16 protein-coding genes and 3 tRNA genes are annotated in these 23,440 nt (G+C 41.7%); 15 read left to right on the top strand and 4 right to left on the bottom strand.

The features are described 5' to 3' along the window. Window positions 1-107: 107 nt before the first annotated feature. The 4 genes from ACFO3G_RS07910 to ACFO3G_RS07895 form a co-directional block, all read right to left on the bottom strand. Window positions 108-2,252 carry a RecQ family ATP-dependent DNA helicase gene (locus ACFO3G_RS07910; protein ID WP_380079659.1) on the bottom strand — a complete coding sequence of 715 codons (2,145 nt, stop codon included), beginning with the start codon at window positions 2,250-2,252 and terminating at the stop codon, window positions 108-110. Window positions 2,253-2,282: 30 nt separating this feature from the next. Continuing rightward, window positions 2,283-4,022 carry a single-stranded-DNA-specific exonuclease RecJ gene (gene recJ / locus ACFO3G_RS07905; RefSeq protein WP_380079657.1) on the bottom strand — a complete coding sequence of 580 codons (1,740 nt, stop codon included), beginning with the start codon at window positions 4,020-4,022 and terminating at the stop codon, window positions 2,283-2,285. A 452-nt stretch (window positions 4,023-4,474) separates the two neighbouring features. Next, a complete protein-coding gene (locus tag ACFO3G_RS07900) occupies window positions 4,475-4,675 on the bottom strand; it encodes a T9SS type A sorting domain-containing protein (RefSeq protein WP_380079661.1) in 201 nt (66 codons plus the stop codon). Window positions 4,676-5,451: 776 nt separating this feature from the next. Continuing rightward, window positions 5,452-5,721: a hypothetical protein gene (locus ACFO3G_RS07895; RefSeq protein ID WP_380079655.1), complete on the bottom strand. Its 270-nt coding sequence runs from the start codon at window positions 5,719-5,721 to the stop codon at window positions 5,452-5,454. A gap of 173 nt (window positions 5,722-5,894) precedes the next feature. Between ACFO3G_RS07895 and ACFO3G_RS07890 the strand changes: the two genes are divergently transcribed. The 15 genes from ACFO3G_RS07890 to rpoC all read left to right on the top strand — a co-directional run bounded on the left by ACFO3G_RS07890 (window position 5,895) and on the right by rpoC (window position 23,226). Next, complete coding sequence (locus ACFO3G_RS07890) at window positions 5,895-7,211, top strand: UDP-N-acetylmuramoyl-tripeptide--D-alanyl-D-alanine ligase (protein WP_380079654.1); 1,317 nt, start codon at window positions 5,895-5,897, stop codon at window positions 7,209-7,211. Then, the gene (gene rpoN / locus ACFO3G_RS07885) at window positions 7,205-8,650 is read left to right on the top strand and encodes an RNA polymerase factor sigma-54 (RefSeq protein WP_380079652.1); all 1,446 of its coding nucleotides are present in this window, start codon (window positions 7,205-7,207) and stop codon (window positions 8,648-8,650) included. Before ACFO3G_RS07890 ends, rpoN begins: the two co-directional genes overlap by 7 nt. Before the next feature lie 52 nt (window positions 8,651-8,702). Then, window positions 8,703-9,896, top strand: a complete 1,194-nt coding sequence (gene hpf / locus ACFO3G_RS07880) for a ribosome hibernation-promoting factor, HPF/YfiA family (RefSeq protein WP_380079650.1) — start codon at window positions 8,703-8,705, stop codon at window positions 9,894-9,896. A gap of 422 nt (window positions 9,897-10,318) precedes the next feature. Next, window positions 10,319-10,404, top strand: a tRNA-Tyr gene (locus ACFO3G_RS07875). Between the two features lie 47 nt (window positions 10,405-10,451). Beyond that, window positions 10,452-10,523, top strand: a tRNA-Thr gene (locus tag ACFO3G_RS07870). 54 nt (window positions 10,524-10,577) lie between these two features. Further along, window positions 10,578-11,765 (top strand): elongation factor Tu, encoded by a 1,188-nt coding sequence (gene tuf / locus ACFO3G_RS07865; protein WP_380079648.1) that lies wholly within the window; start codon window positions 10,578-10,580, stop codon window positions 11,763-11,765. A 70-nt stretch (window positions 11,766-11,835) separates the two neighbouring features. After that, window positions 11,836-11,908 (top strand) — tRNA-Trp (locus ACFO3G_RS07860). A gap of 20 nt (window positions 11,909-11,928) precedes the next feature. Further along, window positions 11,929-12,132, top strand: a complete 204-nt coding sequence (gene secE / locus ACFO3G_RS07855; RefSeq protein ID WP_380079646.1) for a preprotein translocase subunit SecE — start codon at window positions 11,929-11,931, stop codon at window positions 12,130-12,132. A gap of 13 nt (window positions 12,133-12,145) precedes the next feature. Then, complete coding sequence (gene nusG, locus ACFO3G_RS07850) at window positions 12,146-12,688, top strand: transcription termination/antitermination protein NusG (protein ID WP_380079644.1); 543 nt, start codon at window positions 12,146-12,148, stop codon at window positions 12,686-12,688. 57 nt (window positions 12,689-12,745) lie between these two features. Further along, window positions 12,746-13,189: a 50S ribosomal protein L11 gene (gene rplK, locus ACFO3G_RS07845; RefSeq protein WP_380079642.1), complete on the top strand. Its 444-nt coding sequence runs from the start codon at window positions 12,746-12,748 to the stop codon at window positions 13,187-13,189. Between the two features lie 14 nt (window positions 13,190-13,203). Then, entirely contained in the window at window positions 13,204-13,911 is a 708-nt protein-coding gene (gene rplA / locus ACFO3G_RS07840) for a 50S ribosomal protein L1 (protein ID WP_380079640.1), read from the top strand. A gap of 10 nt (window positions 13,912-13,921) precedes the next feature. Then, window positions 13,922-14,452, top strand: coding sequence for a 50S ribosomal protein L10 (rplJ, locus tag ACFO3G_RS07835; RefSeq protein ID WP_380079638.1), 531 nt, complete (start codon window positions 13,922-13,924; stop codon window positions 14,450-14,452). 46 nt (window positions 14,453-14,498) lie between these two features. Continuing rightward, a complete protein-coding gene (gene rplL / locus ACFO3G_RS07830) occupies window positions 14,499-14,867 on the top strand; it encodes a 50S ribosomal protein L7/L12 (RefSeq protein ID WP_380079636.1) in 369 nt (122 codons plus the stop codon). 113 nt (window positions 14,868-14,980) lie between these two features. Continuing rightward, window positions 14,981-18,790: a DNA-directed RNA polymerase subunit beta gene (gene rpoB, locus ACFO3G_RS07825; protein ID WP_380079634.1), complete on the top strand. Its 3,810-nt coding sequence runs from the start codon at window positions 14,981-14,983 to the stop codon at window positions 18,788-18,790. 92 nt (window positions 18,791-18,882) lie between these two features. Further along, window positions 18,883-23,226, top strand: a complete 4,344-nt coding sequence (gene rpoC / locus ACFO3G_RS07820) for a DNA-directed RNA polymerase subunit beta' (RefSeq protein ID WP_380079632.1) — start codon at window positions 18,883-18,885, stop codon at window positions 23,224-23,226. Window positions 23,227-23,440: the final 214 nt, after the last annotated feature.

Below are 23,440 nucleotides of genomic sequence, written 5' to 3'. Positions count from 1 at the left end.
TACTTTTGTGCATCGTCTTACTTTTAAGTTCTTATGATAAAGATAAGACAATTGGGGCTGAATTCTGTGAAGTTTTTCAGCCCCTTATTTTTTTGTCGCAAAAACTTTTATCGGACAGCAATATTTGAGGATAAAGAGATGTTGTGTTTGAATATAATCTCGTCACCTTCTATCCTCCAGTCGGTGGTATCGAAGGATAGGTCATGGAGGATCTCGGTTAGGTTGATATCCGGAACTTTGGTGAGCTTTTGCAATTCTGATATTGTGACAGACTTTCTCTCTTTTGATAAGATCTTTAGATGTCTATTGGTCTCTTCGTATTGCCAATTAACAATCCCATTGGGTTTCTTCCCTAAGCAAACATCGCACTTGTTGCAAGTGATTTCCAGTTTTTCTCCAAAATACTTTACAAGTAATTGGCTTCTGCATTGATTGTTGCTGGTGATATAATCTAAAACACTGCTTATCCGTTCGCTAAATCGGTCACGTCGCAGCTCAAAAGCTTCTTCCGGTATCTGAATCAAACTGCTGTCTTCCCGTCTAATATTCATTCTTAGTCTTGGAATGTTCTTTTCGGGAACGTAATGCATGATGCCTTTTCTGTCTAATTCGCAAAGCATATCATAGATATGTTGGGAAGGGATGCCGGTCTTTATTTCCAATGCTCTCTCGCTGATTGTTACAAAGTCGCTAAAAATACCTTCATAACTTCTTAGAATAGTATTTAGAAGAAGCTCTTCTTCTCCCGATTGTGATGCGGATTTGTATTGATAGAGTTGATCTCTTTCGGCCAACATGGTTATTCTGGACTTGCTCTCTTGCTCTACAAGAGTCCATATGCCGGACATCTCAAGAATCCCTATGGCTGCGTGTGTGCGGATTGGATGCATCTTGTAGTTGACACAAAAGTTTTGCTCAACAAAGTTATACATCCGTTCGTAGCCTTCACTCTCACCAATGCCAAGGTAGTTGCAAATGTTGTCATATACACTACGACAATACTCCTTGTCCGGAAATTCGTCATCAACACGTCTTGTGAGGATTCCTTCATCAAGTTTGTCTACAAGAGCAATAGCATATGACAAGTTGCCATCTCGACCTGCTCGACCTGCCTCTTGAAAGTACTCTTCCAGGGAGTTGGGCATTTGATAATGTATTACGATACGAACATCGGGCTTATCAATACCCATACCGAAAGCATTGGTTGCCACCATAACCCTTATTTCGTCATCCATCCACCTGGACTGCTTCATGGATTTCTCGGTGAAGTTGATTCCGGCATGATAAAAGTCGGCACTTATCCCTTCATTATTCAGATAGTCTGCCAGTTTTTTTGTTTTAGATCGATTGCGGCAATAGACTATGGCAGATCCCGGCATTGTCTTAAGAATATGCACCATCATCATGTCTTTATCTTGACATTTGCGGACGACATATCCAATGTTGGGTCGATAAAAACTCTTGCGAAAGATTTTATAATTCTCTCTAAACTCCAAGATTCTACAGATATCTTTGGCTGCTTGAGGAGTGGCCGTGGCGGTAAGAGCCAAGATGGGTACCTGTGGTACCATTTCTCGAAGATCTACAATATTGAGATAAGAGGGTCTAAAGTCAAAACCCCATTGACTGATACAATGGCATTCGTCCACGACAATAAGGCCAATATTCATATACTGGAGTTTGGCTTTAAAGAGAGAGCTCTGAAGCCTTTCGGGAGAAACATATAGAAACTTGTACCGTCCAAAAGTGGCATTGTCCAAAATCCTGACAATACGGTCTCTTGTCATGCCCGAATGGATTGCCTCGGCTTTGATATTGATGTCTTTGAGGTGATCCACCTGGTCTTTCATCAGAGAAATTAGTGGGGTGACAACAATGCAGACCCCCTTCATGATAAGAGCAGGTACTTGGAACGTGATACTTTTGCCCCCTCCAGTAGGCATTAGTCCTAAAGTGTCTTGGTTGTTTAAGACGGACTGAATAATATCGAGTTGCAGTGGTCTAAACTCTTTATAGCCCCAGTATTTATATAGTATTTCGTGTGGGCTGAGGTTGCGATTTTGTACTCCGGGAGCCCACAAAGATGCCCTGGCCGAAGACTTCTCTTTGAGGGGAGGAATGCCTTCGGTCGGAGCAAGGTTGATGTCTGGATCATCTAAATCATAATCTGAATAGTGAATGCAATCGATGCTTTCGTACAGATCGTTTAGAAGTTTGTCATATGCATCAGATGAAGAATTACGGTCGGTCATCTTCAATGGCTTTTAAGATCAGCTCATAAGTCAATCTTCATGACCCGTTGAGATGTCATGAATCAAAAGTTGCATAGATGTATTTCCGTTAAAGAAATTTTCTTCTATCGTAAAGCAGATGTCAAAAGGTTTGTTGCTTTGAATAGCATCAGCATAGGTTGCTTGTCTGAATGCAATTGCGTTGATTGGTCCAATACTGTGATCAGCATTGGTGAGGTCAAGCTTGAGATGTTCATGCTGCTTGCCTACCGGACGGCTCGTTCCGGCATCATAGACATTTTCAGCAACAAAGAAGGGCTTTGCATTGTTGGGCCCAAACGGGCTTAACTTCTTAAGATCTCTTAGAAGTTTGTTATTGACGTGAGACAGATCAATCTTTGCATCAATATCAATGATTGGTTTAAGCTCTTCTTTTAGGATGGCCTCATCTGCAAATTGTGTAATGCGGTTGGTGAATTTGTCAATATCCTTCTCCTCGATGGTTAGACCTGCGGCATAGGTATGTCCACCGAAATTGACCAACATATCCTTGCAGGACTCGATAGCTTTGTACACATCAAAAGCCGCGATAGACCGAGCTGATCCACTTACAAAATCACCACTTTTTGTCAAGACAATTGTAGGTCTGTTGTATTTCTCAGTTAGTCGAGAAGCTACAATTCCAATCACTCCCTTATGCCAGTCAGGTTTGTAAAGAACTATAATCTTGTGATTAATGAAGTCCGGATTGGATTCAACAATCTCCATTGCTTCATCGGTCGTGCTTTTGTCCAGTTCCCGACGTTGATCATTGTAATTGTCGATATTTTCGCAACACCTCTTAGCCTCAAGGCGATCTTGAGAAAGCAATAGCTCTACAGCCTGTTTGCCATTCATCATTCGTCCGGAAGCATTTATCCTGGGGCCAATCTTAAAGACAATGTCACTCATATCGATGCGAGCCCCCTCCAGACCACTCATTTTGATAATCATGCGTAGTCCCAATGAAGGGTTTTGATTGAGCCTTTTGAGACCATAGTATGAGAGGACTCGATTTTCTCCAATTACAGGTACAATATCGGAAGCAATACTTACAGCCAAGAGGTCAAGATTGCGTAAGATACGATCCATCGGAAAACCGTTGTTTAATGCAAATGCCTGCATAAACTTAAAACCTACCCCGCAGCCTGAGAGATGCTCAAAGGGATAGGTGTTGTCTGTTCGTTTCGGATCAAGTACCGCTACGGCATTGGGAAGTTGGTCATCCGGGTTGTGATGATCACAAATAATAAAGTCTACTCCAAGTTTGTTGGCATAGTCTACCTTTTCGACAGCCTTAATGCCACAGTCTAATACGATGATAAGTTTGCATCCTAACTCGTGAGCATAATTGATGCCGCGATAGCTAATCCCATATCCTTCGTCATAACGATCCGGGATATAGTATTCGAGCATGTTTTCAGAACATCCAAAAGCTCGAAGACTTTTGTATACTAAGGTTACAGCTGTAGTCCCATCTACATCATAGTCTCCATAAACCATGATCTTTTCTTTTCGGCCAATAGCTTTATTGAGCCTTGCTACTGCCTTATCCATGTCCTTCATTAGGAATGGGTCATGCAACTCTTTGAGATCCGGTCTGAAGAAAGCCTTGACTTTCTCCACCGTATCTATTCCCCGCCTAACCAGCAAGTAGCCGACAACAGGCGAGAGTCGCATCTCTTTTGCTATTGCTGCACCCGCAGTCATCTCTACATCGCTGAAGGGATGTAGTTTCCAATTGTTCGTCATTATATGTCATTTTTTTCTTGTCATTTGTAATGGTCACTTGCTTATAATTGAAGCACAAATTTGTCTCTAATAGATCCAGATCCCTCATATCGTTTACGCATTCGGGATTATGGTCATTTATCCGTAACTATAAAAAATAGAATTATAAAGGTCTTTCTTAGGGCGGATAAAACATTTGCTCATTAACAAATAAGCAAACCGGCAAGCGTCTCATCAAAAGTAATATTTTCAAATCGTTTCATCAATAATCGGTATAACAATCGCTCAATCTGAATATGTCTTTACTGAGTGAGGACGTTAAGAAAGAACTTTTGAACCTGATTCATTAGGCTATCTCAAGTGTTTTTTCTGCTATAATATAGCGGACTCAAGACAACAGAGGCTGTATCGTCTGACACAGCCCCTGACATCTAATTATTATTTACTCTTAAATGAGTTTATAAGTGTATCCTTTATTCTTTTATAAACTTCATCGGATAAGCAGTTTCTTTTGTTTGCACAACGATGATATATTGTCCGGAAGTAAGTTCTGACACATCAAAAGATTGATCTATTGGAGAAACCCAATTCTTAACCATTCTTCCTGCCATGTCATAGATGGCTACCTGTCCGAGATCTCCGTTGTATCTTACTTGAAGATTATCTTTTACGATGCTCGGGTAGATAGTGGGAACGTTTTGATTGGCATAGACCGGAGTATTGCCGATGTTCTCATTTTAATCATTGATTTGTCTGACAATTGTTTTTAGATAATGCATAATGTGATCGTTTATTAATGGTTTGAGAGCAAATGTAGGATATCGACTACAAATTACAAGCATAACGCAGAAGCAGATTGTTACTTTTATTTATTGATTTTTATAAGAATCTCTACCTTGGAGTAAAGGTAGCCAATGAGGACTTTTTGAGTAATTTAGGATGGCAGACGAGAGGTCGTTTGACTCCAAATTTGTTGTTCTTTATTGGGTAAATCGTATGTAATATCTACTTGGTTTTATTGTAAAATATATAAATAATGTAAATTTATTTAGCCATTTCTTAGTCAAAAAATAGCTCTTTGGAGGTGTCTAAAAGACCTTTTTCCCCCACAAAAGCAGACAGAATGTGGAATAATTGACATGAGAATATGTTAATAGATGTATAAGCGATTTTTAATTTGTCTTTCGGCGGCATAAAAATAGCTTTCAGGCGGCTTTTTTTAGAAGGTCGCGCGACTTTCAATCCATTCTCGCGCGACAATGAAAGTAAACTCGCGCGAGGTTGCACCTGAAGTAGCGCGACTTCACATAGCAAGGTCGCGCGAGATCAGATCGAAAGTCGCGCGAGAATAGATTGCTTCTCGCGCGAGCTTATTTGTTAAAATAGCGCATAAAAAAGCCCGTTTTTGTACTAATAAAACGGGAAAAGTCGGTTAGAAGTCCTGATGACCCTAACCCTCGAATTTGTGATTTTGGAGTTGAATAAAGGTTGTTTGAGCCCCTTTTGGAGTTGTGGTTGTGGCAACATTATTTAACAAATAAACCTCTCTCATTACGAGCTTCACAGCCCTAAAAGCCAGGTAGTTTGCGAGATCGTATTTGATGGCCGGGAAGGCGTCTCTCTTTTGATCCATCACAAGACATATCTTACCTGCCCGGAGGAGTAGTCCGCCAAGCGACACAATCATCAAAAGGACGGTAAATAATATGCTTATTTCCATGGTTATATGTTCAATTATCTTTGCCTAAGATACCAAAAAGGATTCTCTTTCGCAATTAGGGCAAGAGATGATGTGTAGAGGTGTGTCTGAATTATTCAAAATGATATTAGGCTCTTTGGAGGGGACAATAACCTCCTTAAAATTGTATATTTGCTGATATAAACAACTATAATATGGATATTGCTCAGTTATATCGGGTTTTTTTGAAACATCCTGATGTATGTACAGATAGTAGGAAGGTTGCAAAGGATGTTATTTTCTTCGCATTAAAAGGGGTGTCTTTTGATGGTAATAAGTTTGCTTCAAAAGCCCTTGAAGGTGGTGCTGCATACGTTGTTGTTGATGACCCTTCTGTTGTGTCGGATCAAGATGATCGATACATTTTGGTAAAAGATGTTTTGAAGACTTTACAACAGTTGGCCGCTTATCATCGGCAACAATTGAAATTGCCTGTTTTGGCCATTACCGGTACCAATGGTAAGACTACAACAAAAGAGCTTATAGCTACAGTCCTAAATCGAGGATATAATGTTTTGGCAACAGAGGGTAATTTGAATAACCATATAGGTGTACCTCTCACCCTTCTTAAATTGCGTCCCGAGCATCAGATTGCAGTCGTGGAGATGGGAGCTTCTCATCCCGGAGATATCAAAGAGCTTGTGGATATAGCAAATCCGGATTATGGTTTGATTACAAATATTGGTAAGGCACATTTGGAAGGTTTTGGCTCTATCGAAGGTGTAAGAAAAACCAAGGGTGAGCTTTACGATTATATTCGCAAACATGATGGTATCTTATTTGTCAATTCGGATGATCCAACGCTGATGGAGATGTCTGAGGGAATATCTCGTGTTACTTATGGTACAGATACTTCGGCTACATTTTATGCGCAGATAATTTATGCTCGTCCCATGATGCTGAGCTTTAGATGGAGGCAAGTTAGTATGCCGCATGATATTTCGACCCATCTGGTGGGGGAATATAATTTGCCCAATGCCCTCGCTGCCGTGGCAATAGGCAGATTTTTTGATGTAGCTACAGATGGCATTATGGAGGCAATTGCAGAATATACACCGACCAACAACCGATCTCAACTGACTCAAACAGATCGAAATACGCTGATTGTAGATGCTTATAATGCAAATCCCGTTAGTATGAAGGTAGCCTTAGATAATTTTGATAAGATCCGAACCGATCTTCCCAAAGTGGTTATCTTGGGTGATATGAAGGAATTGGGAAAGGAATCGCTACAAGAGCATAAAACAATATTAAACATACTTGTCGAAAAGTCTTTCGATAAGATTATGCTTGTCGGCAAAGAATTTGGCGCAGCTACTGAAAATTTGACCTCTCAACGGCAAAATACATTGTTGTTTGAATCAGCACAAGATTTGGAGGAATATCTGGAGCAGCATCCAATCGATCAATCAATTATACTAATAAAAGGATCTCATTCCGTTCATTTGGAGAATATTGCAAGTCTATGTTAAAGACAGGTCTTGAACAGCAATTAGAGCAGACACTTACTGCCAGACAAATACAGCAAATCAAACTTCTTGAACTTCCACTACTTGAGTTGGAGCAAAGAATAAAGAAGGAGCTGGAAGATAATCCTGCACTAATGGAAGATGATGGTGGGGGAGAGTCTGAAGATACTCATGAAGAATATGACGAAAATACAGACGATGTCTCTTTGGATGACTATGGAGATGAAGATGATATTCCGGATTATAAGTTGAGACAAATCTCAAGCAACGAAGAGAAAAAAGATTATATCCCTTTTGCTGCTGCAGCTGCCTCTGCCGGAGATATTATCTTAAACCAACTCGAATTGCTTCCTCTGACCGAACAAGAAAAAGAGATAGCTCCTTTCTTGGTGGGAAGCATAGATGGAGATGGTTATCTCCGAAGAGAGCCAATCGATCTGTCTGACGATATAGCTTTTACGCTTGGACTGGATGTGCCCGAAGATGTCATAGCAGGACTGGTGGAAAAAATCAAAACATTGGATCCACCGGGAATAGGGGCGTCGGACCTCAGAGAATGCCTGATGCTTCAGCTCAAAAGGATGCCAAGCAATTTGCCTGAGAGAGAGTTGGCTATCAAAGTAGTAGAGAAAAAGTTTAATGATTTTGCCAATAAGAGGTTCGAAAAAATTGCAGCCTCATTGCATTGTTCCAAAGATGAGTTGGCTAAAGCTTCCTTGTTGATTGTAAAACTCAATCCAAAACCAGCTGCCGGGCTGGGGGTGACACCCGAAGATAGCTTGCAGCATGTGAGACCCGATTTTGTGGTTACGGAAGAGGATGGGGAGTTTGTCATAACTATGCCCGGGCAAAGATATTTGCCTCCTCTCAAGGTCAATCCCGAGTATCTCAATCTTTCGGAGGATTATAAGGCTTCACCTAAAAACAGAACTCCCGAGAGAAGAGACACTCTGATATTTGTCAAAAGAAAGATTGAGCAGGCAAAGTGGTTTATAGATGCCGTCAAACAAAGACAAAATACATTGCTTAAGACTATGCAAACGATTGTGGCATTGCAGAAGGACTACTTCAAATCAGGGAGAATTTCGGACCTTAAACCAATGATTCTTAAGGACGTGGCTCAGCGTACCGGATTTGATATTAGTACAATATCACGTATCGTGAGTGGAAAGTATGTGGAGACATTTTTTGGAGTCTTTTTGCTCAAGCAACTGTTCACATCGGCTATGAGTACGGATGAGGGAGAAGAGGTCTCTAACAAAGAAATTATGGAGGCAATGAAGCGTATCATTGAGCATGAAGACAAATTAAATCCATTGTCTGACTTGGCCATAACAGAGTTGCTAAACGAAAAAGGATATGATATAGCAAGACGGACCGTAGCCAAGTATCGTAAAAGATTGGGCTATCCAAGTGGTAGACTGAGAAAAAGTATTCACTGAGATAAGATAAAATGACAATATTCTCCGAGTAGCTTCTTAATCATAAATGTAGATGAGAAAGGACGATTATATAGAAGATTTTGAGAACTACCTCAAATTTGAACGCAACTTATCGCAATACACTCAAGAAGCTTATTGTCAAGATATCAATGATTTTTTTTCGTTTGTGGAGGAGAAACTGCCCCAAGAAGAGTATATTCCATCCGAAGCAGACAAGGATTTGGTCAGAACGTGGCTGTCAAATGAAATGGATCGGGGAATGAAACCCAGATCGGTACAGAGAAAGCTATCATCGCTAAAAGCATTTTATAAGTATCTGCAGAAGAAAAAAGTAATCAAAAATAATCCGGTCAGATTTCTTAAAGGACCGAAAGCAGATAGACCCTTGCCGGCATTTTTGTCCCAAAAGGAAATGCAGGAACTGTTGGGCCAAGAATATGATCACAACGATTTTCTGCAAGTGAGAGACCATTTGATGATGGAAATGCTTTATCAGACAGGGATAAGAAGGTCGGAATGTGCCGGGCTTATGGATAAGAATGTAGACGAAGCAGGAGCGAAAATTAAAGTGCTGGGTAAAAGAAAAAAGGAGCGAATTATACCGATAGGACAGAAAATTATACACTTTATCAAAGAATATAGAGAAATAAGAAAGAAAACTATTGCAAATCCAACCGCCTTTTTTGTATCTTTGGAGGGAAAGGAACTCGAACCGGTAGAAGTGTATAATATAGTTCGAAACAAATTGGAGCCTTTTAAGCATTTGGTCAGAAAAGGACCACACGTATTGAGGCATTCTTTTGCAACGGCAATGCTGGACGATGGGGCTGACCTAATGGCTGTCAAAGAGTTGTTGGGACACCAAAGTTTAGATACAACAGTCATATATACACACAATACATTCGAGCAACTCAAAAAAATGTATAACGCTCACCCAAGAGCACAAAAGAAACATATTATGGACGTTAGAATCAAAGCCTTACATTTCGATGCAAATGATGCCCTCAAGCAATTTATAGAAAAGAAGATTGCCAAACTTGAGAAAATGTCTGAAGAGATTATGAGTGCAGAGGTGGTCCTGAAAGTGGTGAAGCCTGAAACAAATAACAACAAAAATGCGGCTATCAAACTGTTGGGAAAGAAGAAAGAACTGTTTGCAGAAAAGACTTCAGACTCCTTTGAGGAAGCAATTGATGTATGTGTTGATGCATTGAAGAAACAAATAGAAAAGAATAAAGACAAGTAGTACGATATGAAACGATATTGAGCGATTTTCACGATTGCTGCAATGAGCCGGTCAAGTGGGTTTGATTAGCTTGAACAAAAAACAAAGGTTTAAGTAAGGTGAAACTAAAATACTTATGTCCCCCCTGTCAATAAATTTAAAACAGCTAATGGAGAAAATCGGAAATAATATCGTATAATAATAAAGTTATAAAGACAGATGACCACAAAGAGCTATGCAACTTGTTATAATATAGATGCATAGCTCGTTGTAATAACAAAGATAAAGTTAAAACTGAGCTGCTTTTTGAAGACTTTCATCCCCGTTTTTGTAAACTTTCTTCCATGAATGTTTGGTAGAAAAGAAAAAGTCACTAAATTTGCACCCGATAATCGCTTGTGGACTCTTGGAAAAACGAATAAAAGAGAAACAAGAAGATGTCTGGGCAGTTACCAGAGTGGCCAAATGGGGCTGACTGTAACTCAGCTGGCGTTCGCCTTCGGTGGTTCGAATCCATCACTGCCCACCATGCTAAGCCTTCTTTCTTTGAAGGCATGGTGACGCGATCTTCAATAAGCCAATGTAGCTCAGCGGTAGAGCACTTCCTTGGTAAGGAAGAGGTCCCGGGTTCAAGTCCCGGCATCGGCTCAGATTTGTGGTTAGCGTAGCAAATACAACTTAATTAGAAAAGAATAATAGGTTATGGCAAAAGAAAAATTTAACAGATCGAAACCACACGTAAACATTGGTACGATCGGTCACGTCGACCACGGTAAGACTACTCTTACAGCAGCCATCACAACTGTGCTTGCTAAAGATGGTCTGACAGAACTCCGTTCTTTCGACTCTATCGACAACGCTCCTGAAGAAAAGGAAAGAGGTATTACAATTAATACTTCACACGTTGAATATGAAACAGCTAATCGTCACTACGCTCACGTAGACTGCCCGGGTCACGCCGACTATGTAAAGAACATGGTTACTGGTGCTGCTCAGATGGACGGTGCTATCATCGTAGTTGCTGCAACTGACGGTCCTATGCCTCAGACTCGTGAGCACATCTTGCTTGCTCGTCAGGTAAACGTACCTCGTCTTGTTGTATTTATGAACAAGTGCGACCTTGTTGACGACGAAGAAATGCTTGAACTCGTTGAAATGGATATGCGTGAGCTTCTTTCATTCTACGATTTCGACGGTGACAATACTCCGGTTATCCGCGGTTCTGCTCTTGGTGCTCTCAATGGTGAAGCTCAATGGGAAGAAAAGATCCGTGAACTTATGGCTGCTGTTGACGAATGGATCCCATTGCCGGTTCGTGAAATCGACAAGCCGTTCTTGATGCCGGTTGAAGACATCTTCTCAATTACAGGTCGTGGTACAGTGGCTACAGGTCGTATCGAGACAGGTGTTGTTAAGACAGGTGATGAAGTTCAAATCATTGGTCTTGGTGCTGAAGGCATGAAGTCTACAGTAACAGGTGTGGAAATGTTCCGTAAGATCCTTGATGAAGGTGAAGCTGGTGATAACGTTGGTCTTCTTCTTCGTGGTATTGATAAGGATGAAATCAAGCGTGGTATGGTTATCACACACCCGGGAACAGTTACTCCTCACAAGAAATTTAAGGCTGAGGTTTATATCTTGAAGAAAGAAGAAGGTGGTCGTCACACTCCTTTCCACAACAAGTATCGTCCTCAATTCTATATCCGTACACTTGACGTAACAGGTGAAATCACTCTTCCTGATGGTGTAGATATGGTAATGCCGGGTGACAACGTAACTATCACTGTAGATCTTATCTATCCGGTAGCTTGTAGCGTAGGTCTACGTTTCGCTATCCGTGAAGGTGGTAGAACAGTTGGTGCTGGTCAGATTACAGCTCTTGAAGACTAATTTAAGTCCTCAAATAGTTAGATAAATAAATGAAGGACCTTTTCAGGTCTATCCTAAAAGGTCCTTCTATACGGGTTTAGCTCAGTTGGTAGAGCATTGGTCTCCAAAACCAAGGGTCGGGAGTTCGAGCCTCTCAACCCGTGCAATAAAATAAAAAATACTTATGAAAGTATTCAAAAAAATAGGAGTTGCCGTAAAGGACTCTTATAACGAACTTGTGCATAAGGTTTCTTGGCCTACATGGTCTGAGTTGACCAATAGTGCAGTGGTGGTAATGATAGCTTCCGTGATTATTGCCCTCTTTATCTTTGTTGTGGATACAGTCTTTAATGAGGCGATGAGTTTTATCTATAAGCTTGTCATCTAATCATTAAATTACTATGTCAGACAAGATGAAGTTTTACGTCCTTCGTGCTATTAGCGGAAAGGAAAACCAAGTGAAGCAGTATATCGAAGCGGAGAAAAGAAATTCTTCGCTCGGTCAGTATGTAGGTCGCGTTGTGATCCCTACCGAGAAGGTAATGACTCAGCGTGCCGGCAAAAAGGTATTGGTCGAAAGACCTTATCTTCCCGGATATGTATTGGTTGAAGCAAACTTGGTCGGTGAAGTCGTTCATACGCTTAGAAGTGTTCCCAACTCTTTGGGCTTTCTTGGCAATGCGAATGCTCCTGTGCCTCTAAGAGATTCAGAAGTTAAGCAGATGCTGGGTAAGATTGACCAACAGGTTGGCGAAGCTGATGTGGCTTATGATATTGAATATGTGGTTGGTGAGGTAGTTAAAGTTATCTCCGGCGCATTCAACGGCTTTTCTGCTACTGTGGAGGAGGTATTCGCAGACAAGAAAAGACTCAAGGTGATGGTGAAGATCTTCGGTAGAAGGACTCCACTAGAGTTAGATTATTCACAAGTTGAAAAAGAATGATAGGAATAACCCTATTGTTACACGAGGTTCAATCCTCACTAAAATTAATCATGTAAAATGGCTAAAGAAGTTGCTGGACAAATCAAATTGCAGATAAAGGGTGGAGCAGCAAATCCTTCACCGCCAGTAGGACCTGCATTGGGTGCTAAGGGTATTAATATAATGGAGTTTTGCAAGCAATTTAATGCCAGGACTCAAGACAAAGCTGGTAAGGTATTACCTGTTGTAATTTCTTACTATTCTGATAAGTCATTTGACTTTATTGTCAAGACTCCTCCGGTTGCTGTGCAACTACTCGAAGCTTCTAAGAAGAAGAGTGGTTCTGCTCAACCTAATAGACAAAAGGTTGCTCAGATTACTTGGGATCAAGTAAAGGCAATCGCAGAAGATAAGCTTGTCGATCTTAACTGCTTTACTGTAGAGTCAGCCATGAGAATGGTTGCAGGTACAGCAAGAAGCATGGGTATAACAGTAAAGGGACCTTTCCCTGAAAATATTTAAACTTCAATTGAACAATGGCAAAACTGACAAAAAATCAGAAGATCGCGCTCAGCAAGATTGAGGTGGGAAAGGCATATTCACTCGGAGAAGCTGCTAAGCTTGTAAAGGAGATTACCTCTACAAAGTTTGATGCTTCCGTGGATATCGATGTTCGCCTCGGTGTTGACCCGCGCAAAGCTAACCAGATGGTGCGTGGTGTTGTTACATTGCCACACGGTACAGGTAAGCAAGTAAGAGTTCTCGCATTGTGTACGCCTGACAAGGAAGAGGAAGCCAAGGCGGCTGGTGCTGATTATGTTGGGTTGGATGAGTACATTAATAAAATAAAAGCAGGTTGGACTGATATCGATGTTATTATCACAATGCCGGCTGTTATGGGTAAGATTGGTGCGCTTGGTCGTATCTTAGGTCCGAGAGGACTTATGCCTAACCCAAAGAGCGGTACTGTTACTAACGAGATTGGTGCAGCTGTGAAGGAAGTCAAAGCCGGAAAGATTGACTTTAAGGTTGACAAAGCCGGTATTGTACATACTTCTATAGGTAAGGTTTCATTCAGTGCTGAGCAAATCCGCGAGAATGCTCGTGAGTTTATCGACACTATTATTAAGTTGAAGCCGACCTCTGCTAAAGGTACATATATCAAAAGTATCTTCCTATCAAGCACAATGAGTTATGGTATCAAGATTGATACTAAAACCGTAGATGTTGTTGATAATAACTAATGATGCAATTATGAAAAAGGAAGATAAAGCTATAGTATTAGATAAGATCTCAGCTCTTTTGGATGAGTATCCTCATTTTTATCTTGCAGATATTGAGGGACTCAATGCAGAGGATACAATGAGACTTCGTCGTGAATGTTTCAAGGCGGGTGTGAAGCTCGTGATGGTGAAGAATAAGCTCGTTAAAAGAGTGCTTCACGAAAAGAACGAGGAGTTCGCACAACTTGATACAGTACTAAAAGGTAATACAGTTTTGATGCTCTGCGAGCAGGCAAATGCAGCCGCTAAGGTGATCAAGAGCCTGACAAAAGATGCTAAGGACAAGAAATTGGCTAAGCCCGAGCTCAAAGCTGCTTACGCACAAGAAGGATTCTACATCGGAGCAGAACATCTTGAAACACTTGTTGCTATCAAGAGTCGCGAAGAATTGCTTGCAGAAGTTATTTCTCTTCTCGAATCTCCGATCAAGAACGTTGTTTCTTCTCTCCAGTCATCTGGATCAACTATCCACGGTCTTTTGAAGACTTTGGAAGAAAGATAATTCCACTAATAAATTAGATTAAAAACCCATTAATTTTCATACAAAAATGGCAGATATTAAAGCTATCGCTGAAGAACTGGTAAACCTAACCGTTAAAGAAGTTAGCGAACTCGCTACCATCCTAAAGGAAGAATATGGCATCGAACCAGCTGCTGCAGCTGTTGCCGTTGCTGCTGGCCCTGCTGCCGCAGCTGAAGAAGAAAAGACATCATTTGATGTAGTATTGAAGAGTGCAGGTGCTGCAAAACTTCAAGTAGTAAAGGCAGTTAAAGAACAAACAGGTCTTGGTCTTAAAGATGCTAAGGATCTTGTTGATGCTGCTCCTTCAAATATTAAAGAAGGTGTTGATAAAGCTACTGCCGAAGCTCTTAAGAAAGCATTGGAAGAAGCAGGTGCAGAAGTTGAGCTTAAGTAATTGCTCAACAGAGCCTGATTCTCAGGTATTTACGGTTAAGGGTCTCTCATATAGGGACTCTTAACCTATTTGTGTCTAAAAATCTCTTATTAACTTTAGCCCTGTACAATTAGATGGCGTCCACTCATAACAGCAAAAGAATAAACTTCGCAACGATTAAGAATCCATTGGCATTTCCAGATTTCCTTGAAGTACAGCTTAAGTCTTTCAGGGACTTTCTGCAACTTGATACGCCTCCGGAGCGAAGAAAAAAGGAAGGTTTGTATAAGGTATTTGCTGAAAACTTTCCTATAGCAGACACGCGAAACAACTTCGTGTTAGAGTTTTTGGACTATTATATTGATCCTCCAAAGTATTCCATAGATGAATGCCTTAGTCGAGGATTGACTTATAGTGTGCCTTTGAAGGCTAAGCTTAAGCTCTATTGTACAGACCCTGATCACGAAGATTTTAACACTGTCATTCAGGATGTCTATTTAGGACCTATTCCGTACATGACAGAATCAGGTACCTTCGTAATCAATGGAGCTGAACGAGTTGTTGTATCACAGCTCCACCGTTCTCCGGGTGTTTTCTTTGGTACTTCTACTCACACAAACGGTACGAAATTGTATTCTGCACGTATTATTCCTTTCAAGGGATCTTGGATCGAATTTGCGACGGATATCAACAATGTGATGTATGCATATATCGACCGTAAGAAGAAGTTGCCGGTAACAACTTTGTTACGCGCTATTGGATATCAGACCGACAAAGATATTTTGGATTTGTTTGGTCTTGCTGACGAAATAAAGGTAACCAAGGCTAACCTTAAGAAGAACTTTGGTCGTAAGGTGGCGGCTCGTGTTACTGAAACATATATTGACGAGTTTTCCGATGAAGATACCGGGGAAGTCGTATCTATGGAGCGTATTTCCATCGTAGTAGAGCGTGAGGTAGAGCTTTCAGAAGATAATATGCAGGATATTCTTGATTCCGGGGTCAAGACTATTGTGCTTCATAAAGATGAGCCCAATGGTATTGACTATTCTGTTATCTACAATACTCTTCAGAAAGACCCTTGTAACTCTGAAAAGGAAGCGTTGTCCTACATTTACAAACAGCTAAGAAATGCTGATCCGGCTGATGAAGCCAGTGCTCGTGATGTTATCAACAGCCTGTTCTTCTCTGAGAAGAGATATGACCTGGGCGATGTTGGTAGATACCGAATCAACAAGAAATTTAATCTCGATATCGATCCGGAGGTAAAACTTCTTACCAATGAGGATATCAGAGAAATTATAAAATATTTGGTAGAGCTTGTCAACTCTAAGGCGACAGTTGATGATATTGACCACTTGTCAAATCGTCGTGTCCGTACTGTTGGTGAACAACTCTACAACCAATTTGGTGTTGGGCTTGCTCGAATGGCTCGTACGGTTAGAGATCGTATGAACGTTAGAGACAACGAAGTGTTTGTCCCGGGAGATCTTGTCAATGCAAAGACAATTTCTTCCGTTGTAAACTCTTTCTTTGGTACCAATGCCTTATCTCAGTTTATGGACCAAACCAATCCCTTGGCTGAGATTACCCACAAGAGAAGATTGTCTGCATTAGGCCCTGGCGGTCTTTCTCGTGAGAGAGCCGGTTTTGAGGTCCGAGACGTTCACTATACCCATTATGGTCGTCTCTGTCCTATTGAGACCCCTGAAGGTCCTAACATTGGTTTGATCTCTTCTCTTTGTGTCTATGCAAAGATTACAGACTTTGGATTTATCGCTACTCCTTATAGAAAGGTAGAAAATGGAAAGGTCGACTTTACACAAGAGACTTTGAAATATTATACTGCCGAAGAGGAAGAAGATATGACTGTTGCTCAAGGTAATGCACCCTTGGATGATAATGGTCACTTTATAAATCCGATGGTTAAGGCAAGATATGGTGCCGATTTCCCGGTCGTTTCACCGGAGGAGGTCGACCTAATGGACGTTGCTCCTACTCAGATTGCCTCTATCGCAGCTTCTCTTATTCCATTCTTGGAGCATGATGACGCCAACCGTGCGTTGATGGGATCTAATATGATGAGACAGGCTGTTCCTCTGCTTCGTCCGGAAGCTCCTATTGTTGGAACAGGTATTGAAGCACAACTTGTTCAAGATTCCAGAACACAGATAGTGGCTGAAAAGGACGGAATTGTTGACTTTGTTGATGCCTCTTGTATTAAGATCAAATATGACCGTACAGAGGAGGAAGAGTTTGTCAGTTTCGAAGATCCTATAGTCACTTATAAGTTGCCAAAATGGCGTAAGACCAACCAAAGTACAACCATAGACCTTCACCCGATTTGTCGTAAAGGGGATCGTGTGGTCAAAGGTCAGATCCTCACAGAAGGTTATTCAACTCAAGCCGGTGAATTGGCGCTTGGTCGAAATGTCCAAGTAGCTTACATGCCTTGGAAGGGTTATAACTATGAGGACGCGATTGTGCTTAACGAAAGAATGGTACGTGAAGACTTCTTCACATCTGTGCATGTTGATGAATATACATTGGAAGTTCGAGAAACCAAGAGAGGTTTGGAAGAGCTGACAAGTGATATTCCTAATGTGAGTGAAGATGCAACCAGAGATTTGGATGACAATGGTATTGTAAGGGTAGGTGCTCGTATCAAACCGGGTGATATTTTGATCGGTAAGATTACACCTAAGGGCGAAACCGATCCCTCACCTGAAGAGAAACTTCTTCGTGCCATCTTTGGTGAGAAAGCCGGAGATGTCAAAGATGCTTCACTCAAAGCCACTCCTTCTTTGCATGGTGTTGTTATCGATACCAAACTCTTCTCTAAGGCTGTTAAGAAAAAGTCTCGTTCAGAAGAAAAAGCTATCAAGGAGCAGCTGGATGAGTATTACAATAGGATACAGGCAGAGCTCAGAGAAAAGCTCGTGGATAAGCTTGTTATCTTGACAGAGGGTAAGGTTTGTGCCGGAGTAAAAGATTATCTCAAAACAGATGTAATCAAACCGGGTACAGAGTTTACCAAGAAAGATATCGAAGCGGTAGACTTCTTGCAAGTACAGCTTTCGGGCTGGACGGAAGACGAGCATACCAACGATCTTATCAAAGCAACAGCTGTCAACTATATCCGTAAATCTAAGGAAATAGAGGCAGAAATGAGACGTCGCAAAATGGACCAGACTACAGGAGATGAATTGCCAACCGGCATCATCAAGATGGCGAAGGTTTATATTGCTAAGAAGCGTAAGATCCAAGTAGGAGATAAGATGGCCGGTCGTCACGGTAACAAGGGTATCGTTTCGAAGATCGTAAGACAAGAAGATATGCCGTTTATGGCTGATGGTACCCCAATGGATATTTGTTTGAATCCGTTAGGTGTGCCTTCACGTATGAACCTTGGTCAGATATTCGAGGCTGTTTTGGCTTGGGCCGGACGTAAGTTGGATGTCAAATTCTCAACTCCAATTTTTGACGGAGCAACATTAGATGACCTCAATGAATGGACAGACAAGGCCGGACTTCCAAGAAATGGTAAGACCTATCTCTATGATGGTGGTACCGGAGAAATGTTTGACCAACCGGCTACCGTAGGTGTCACCTACTTCCTTAAGCTTGGTCACATGGTAGAGGATAAAATGCATGCCCGTTCGATTGGTCCGTACTCTTTGATTACACAGCAACCACTTGGTGGTAAAGCTCAGTTTGGTGGTCAGAGATTTGGTGAGATGGAGGTTTGGGCGCTTGAAGCATTTGGCGCATCTCATATCCTACAAGAAATTCTTACCATCAAGTCAGACGACGTAAACGGACGTTCTAAAGCATACGAGGCAATTGTCAAAGGTGAGCCGATGCCTACACCGGGTATCCCCGAATCACTTAATGTATTGCTACACGAGCTCAAAGGCTTGGGCTTAAGCTTTAAGCTAGACTAATTCCAGGGAGTGCTTAAGAGGGGTAGATACTTCTCTTAAGCCTTCTCTTATCTATCTTTTAACAATATTCCATACACAACATAAGAGGGTATATGGCTTTCAAGAAAGAAAATAAAATCAAGAGTAACTTTACACGTATTGCAATTTCTTTGGCGTCTCCTGAAGAGATACTGGAGAATTCTTATGGTGAAGTTCTCAAGCCGGAAACAATCAATTACCGTACATACAAACCGGAAAGAGATGGTCTCTTCTGTGAACGTATTTTCGGTCCGGTAAAAGACTTTGAATGTCACTGCGGAAAGTATAAGCGTATCCGTTATAGAGGAACTGTTTGTGACCGTTGTGGTGTCGAAGTAACAGAGAAAAAGGTAAGGCGTGAGAGAATGGGACATATCCTTCTCGAGGTACCGGTTGCTCATATCTGGTATTTCCGTTCACTGCCTAATAAGATTGGATATCTCCTTGGGTTGCCTACAAAAAAGCTTGATGCAATTATTTATTACGAGAAATATGTAGTTGTTCAGCCCGGTAAGGGGGCCAATTATGGTCCTGAAGGTGAAGAAAAGCCTTTGCAGACTCAAGACCTTCTTACAGAAGACGAGTATCTTGATATATTGGATCGTCTGGAGAAAGAGGATCCGAACAACCAAAACTTGCCGGATTCAAATCCTGATAAGTTTATTGCGAAGATTGGTGCTGAAGCTGTCTATGATCTTCTCCAGAGAGTCGATTTGGACACTTTGTCGTACGAACTTCGTTACAGCGCTAATCATGGCAACTCTCAACAAAGAAAGAATGATGCTTTGAAGCGTCTTCAGGTTGTTGAAAGTTTCCGTGCATCCAAGGATGTCAATAAGCCGGAATGGATGATCGTTAAGGTTGTCCCGGTTATTCCTCCTGATTTGCGTCCATTGGTTCCATTGGATGGTGGTAGATTTGCCACTTCAGACCTCAATGATCTTTATCGTCGTGTTATTATACGTAACAATCGTCTAAAGAGATTGATCGAAATCAAGGCTCCTGAAGTTATTCTGCGCAATGAAAAGCGTATGCTTCAAGAGGCTGTGGATTCACTCTTTGACAATAGTCGTAAGAGTAGCGCAGTCAAAGGAGACAACAATAGACCTCTCAAATCTTTGTCAGACAGCTTAAAAGGTAAGCAAGGACGTTTCCGTCAAAACTTGCTCGGTAAGCGTGTCGACTATTCAGCTCGTTCGGTGATTGTAGTAGGTCCGGAGCTTAAGATGCATGAGTGCGGTCTTCCTAAAGACATGGCGGCAGAGCTTTATAAGCCGTTCGTTATCAGAAAGCTTATTGAGCGTGGTATCGTTAAGACGGTTAAGAGTGCAAAGAAGATCGTTGATCGTAAGGAGCCTGTGATTTGGGATATTCTTGAGAATGTGATGAAAGGACACCCGGTACTTCTAAACCGTGCTCCTACACTTCACCGTCTTGGTATTCAGGCTTTCCAGCCCAAGATGATTGAAGGTAAGGCTATTCAGTTGCACCCGTTGGCATGTACAGCGTTTAATGCCGACTTTGACGGTGACCAGATGGCTGTCCACCTTCCTCTTGGCAATGAGGCAGTGCTTGAAGCTCAAATCTTAATGCTTGCTTCACACAATATCCTAAACCCTGCCAATGGTGCACCTATTACCGTGCCTTCTCAGGATATGGTGCTTGGTCTATACTATATTACCAAGTTGAGACCGGGCTCCAAGGGTTCAGGTTTGACATTCTATGGTCCCGAAGAGGCTACTATCGCTTACAATGAAGGTGTTGTTGATTTGCATGCTCCTGTGAAGGTAATTGTAGACGATTTGGTTGAGGGTGAGCCTGTCAAACATATGATAGAGACCTCTGTTGGTAGACTTATGGTCAATGAGTTGGTGCCAAAAGAAGTAGGTTATGTAAACGCGGTGCTTGGAAAGAAAGCACTTCGAGATATTATCGGTAATGTAATTAAAGTATGTGGTGTTGCACGTACTGCTCAATTCTTGGACGACATTAAGAACTTAGGTTATTATATGGCGTTTAAGGGTGGTCTGTCATTCAACCTTGGTGACGTCCTCATTCCGGAAGAGAAAGAGGCTCTTGTACAGCAAGGATATGACGAAGTAGAGCAGATTATGCAAAACTACTCTATGGGTTTCATTACCAACAACGAACGTTATAATCAGATTATTGATACTTGGACACACGTCAACAGTAAGTTGTCAAATGTCCTTATCAAGCATTTGACAGAAGATAATGAAGGGTTCAACTCTGTATTCATGATGATGGACTCCGGAGCCCGTGGTTCTAAGGAGCAGATTCGTCAGCTTAGCGGTATGCGTGGTTTGATGGCAAAGCCTCAGAAGAGTGGTGCTGATGGTGGTCAAATTATCGAGAACCCTATTCTTTCTAACTTTAAGGAAGGTCTTTCGGTGCTTGAGTACTTTATTTCTACTCACGGTGCTCGTAAGGGTCTTGCCGATACTGCTCTTAAGACGGCCGACGCCGGTTATTTGACTCGTCGACTTGTTGACGTATCGCATGATGTCATTGTCTCTGAAGATGACTGTGGTACTTTGAGAGGTTTAGTAGCAACAGAGCTGAGACAAAATGAAGAAGTTGTAGCTACTTTGTATGAACGAATCCTTGGTCGTGTGGCAGTCCATGATGTGATCCATCCTTCTACAGGAGAAGTGATTGTCAGAGCAGGAGAAGAAATTCGCGAGGCAGAAGCTCAAATTATTCAAGAGTCTCCAATCGAGCAGGTAGAAATCAGATCGGTGCTTACCTGTGAGTCTAAGCGAGGAGTTTGTGCTAAGTGTTATGGACGTAACTTAGCTACAAATAAGATGGTGCAAGAAGGAGAAGTTGTGGGTGTTATTGCTGCTCAGTCTATTGGTGAGCCGGGTACACAGCTTACACTTCGTACATTCCACGTCGGTGGTATTGCATCTAACGTTGCTACTGAAAATAGCTTGAACTCTAAGTATAATGCAGTTCTTGATTTTGATGAGCTTCGTACCGTGGAAGTCAAGGGTGACAATCCTCATTGGGTAGTTGTCAGCCGAATGACCGAATTGAAGTTCCACGATCCAAATACAGGTATCCAGTTGGCAACTCACAACGTGCCTTATGGTGCCAAATTGTATCGCCAGCCCGGAGAAGAAGTTAAGAAGGGTGATGTAATCTTCGAATGGGACCCATTTAATGCTGTCATTGTGTCTGAAGTTGATGGTAAGCTTGAGTTTGACAACTTTGAGGAGAACTTGACTTACAAAGTAGATGCTGACGAAGCTACCGGTCTCCGCGAGAAGATTATCATTGAGTCAAAAGATAAGACAAAGGCTCCTTCTGTGGCTGTTATCGACAAGGATGGTAATCCGGTTAGAAACTATAACTTGCCGCTTGGTGCCCATATCGTAAAAGATCCGGGTTCTGAAATCAAGCAAGGTGAGATCCTTGCTAAGATCCCAAGAGCAATTGGTAAAGCCGGTGACATTACCGGTGGTCTTCCACGTGTTACTGAATTGTTTGAGGCACGTAACCCGAGCAATCCGGCTGTAGTAGCTGAGATCGATGGTGAAGTTTCATTCGGTCGTATCAAACGTGGTAATCGAGAGATCACCATTACATCCAAACTTGGAGACAAGAAGATTTACCTTGTGCCACTATCTAAGCAGATCCTTGTACAGGAGAATGACTTTGTACGTGCAGGTACACCACTTTCGGATGGTGCCATTACTCCGGCAGATATCCTTGCTATCAAGGGGCCGACAGCTGTACAAGAATACATTGTCAATGAGGTGCAGGACGTATATCGTCTGCAAGGTGTGAAGATCAATGACAAGCACTTTGAGGTAATCGTTCGACAGATGATGCGTAAGGTGCAGATCGATGATCCGGGTGATACTATCTTCCTTGAGCAGCAGATTGTAGACAAGCTGGAGGTTCAAGAGGAGAATATGCGTATCTGGGATAAGAAGGTCGTTGAGGATGCAGGTGATTCTGAAAACCTCAAGCCGGGTCAGATTGTTACGCTTCGCAAACTTCGTGACGAAAACTCTCAGTTGAGAAGAAAGGACCTTAAGCTCGTAGAAGTAAGAGATGCTAAGCCGGCTACAGCAAGTCAGATCTTGCAAGGTATTACACGTGCGGCTTTGCAGACTTCAAGCTTTATGAGTGCGGCTTCCTTCCAGGAAACAACCAAGGTGCTCAACGAAGCTGCTATCAATGGTAAGGTAGATAACCTTGAAGGTCTTAAAGAAAATGTGATCTGTGGTCATCTCATACCTGCCGGTACAAGTTTGAGAAGATATGACAGACTTGTTGTAATGCAGAAAGATGATTATGACAAAGTTCAAAAAGAAAATAAACTCCTAACATCTCTTCCTTCCGATGCGAAGATGAAGAAGATGGATAAGGCATTCGCTGATAAAAAGTAATGCTCATATCATATCCCAACAAAAAAGGCTGTCGCTTATGCGATGGCCTTTTTTTATGTTCTGACAGATCTATAGAGATGAGACTTCTCTTGATACTGTCCCAAAAAAGTGTGTAAGACCCAAGACTATTATCTTTGAAATTACAAACTAAAAAACGATAAAAAGCATGAACCTTACACAAGTACAAATTAAAGAAATTATTTCGAATTGTCTG

The sequence above is a fragment of the Falsiporphyromonas endometrii genome (genome assembly GCF_042654485.1).
GTDB classification, from domain to species: domain Bacteria; phylum Bacteroidota; class Bacteroidia; order Bacteroidales; family Porphyromonadaceae; genus Porphyromonas; species Porphyromonas endometrii.
The sequence above is the reverse complement of the archived record's forward strand: the minus strand, read 5'-3'. Positions and strand labels throughout refer to the sequence as shown.

Excerpts from the sequence above, each read along its gene's own strand:
- rplA (WP_380079640.1), top strand. The coding sequence starts at position 13,204 with ATGGCAAAACTGACAAAAAATCAGAAGATCGCGCTCAGCAAGATTGAG.
- rpoN (WP_380079652.1), top strand. The coding sequence starts at position 7,205 with ATGTTAAAGACAGGTCTTGAACAGCAATTAGAGCAGACACTTACTGCC.
- rpoB (WP_380079634.1), top strand. The coding sequence starts at position 14,981 with ATGGCGTCCACTCATAACAGCAAAAGAATAAACTTCGCAACGATTAAG.
- nusG (WP_380079644.1), top strand. The coding sequence starts at position 12,146 with ATGTCAGACAAGATGAAGTTTTACGTCCTTCGTGCTATTAGCGGAAAG.
- ACFO3G_RS07910 (WP_380079659.1), bottom strand. The coding sequence starts at position 2,252 with ATGACCGACCGTAATTCTTCATCTGATGCATATGACAAACTTCTAAAC.
- rplK (WP_380079642.1), top strand. The coding sequence starts at position 12,746 with ATGGCTAAAGAAGTTGCTGGACAAATCAAATTGCAGATAAAGGGTGGA.
- rplJ (WP_380079638.1), top strand. The coding sequence starts at position 13,922 with ATGAAAAAGGAAGATAAAGCTATAGTATTAGATAAGATCTCAGCTCTT.
- secE (WP_380079646.1), top strand. The coding sequence starts at position 11,929 with ATGAAAGTATTCAAAAAAATAGGAGTTGCCGTAAAGGACTCTTATAAC.
- tuf (WP_380079648.1), top strand. The coding sequence starts at position 10,578 with ATGGCAAAAGAAAAATTTAACAGATCGAAACCACACGTAAACATTGGT.
- recJ (WP_380079657.1), bottom strand. The coding sequence starts at position 4,022 with ATGACGAACAATTGGAAACTACATCCCTTCAGCGATGTAGAGATGACT.
- rplL (WP_380079636.1), top strand. The coding sequence starts at position 14,499 with ATGGCAGATATTAAAGCTATCGCTGAAGAACTGGTAAACCTAACCGTT.
- ACFO3G_RS07895 (WP_380079655.1), bottom strand. The coding sequence starts at position 5,721 with ATGGAAATAAGCATATTATTTACCGTCCTTTTGATGATTGTGTCGCTT.
- hpf (WP_380079650.1), top strand. The coding sequence starts at position 8,703 with ATGAGAAAGGACGATTATATAGAAGATTTTGAGAACTACCTCAAATTT.
- rpoC (WP_380079632.1), top strand. The coding sequence starts at position 18,883 with ATGGCTTTCAAGAAAGAAAATAAAATCAAGAGTAACTTTACACGTATT.
- ACFO3G_RS07890 (WP_380079654.1), top strand. The coding sequence starts at position 5,895 with ATGGATATTGCTCAGTTATATCGGGTTTTTTTGAAACATCCTGATGTA.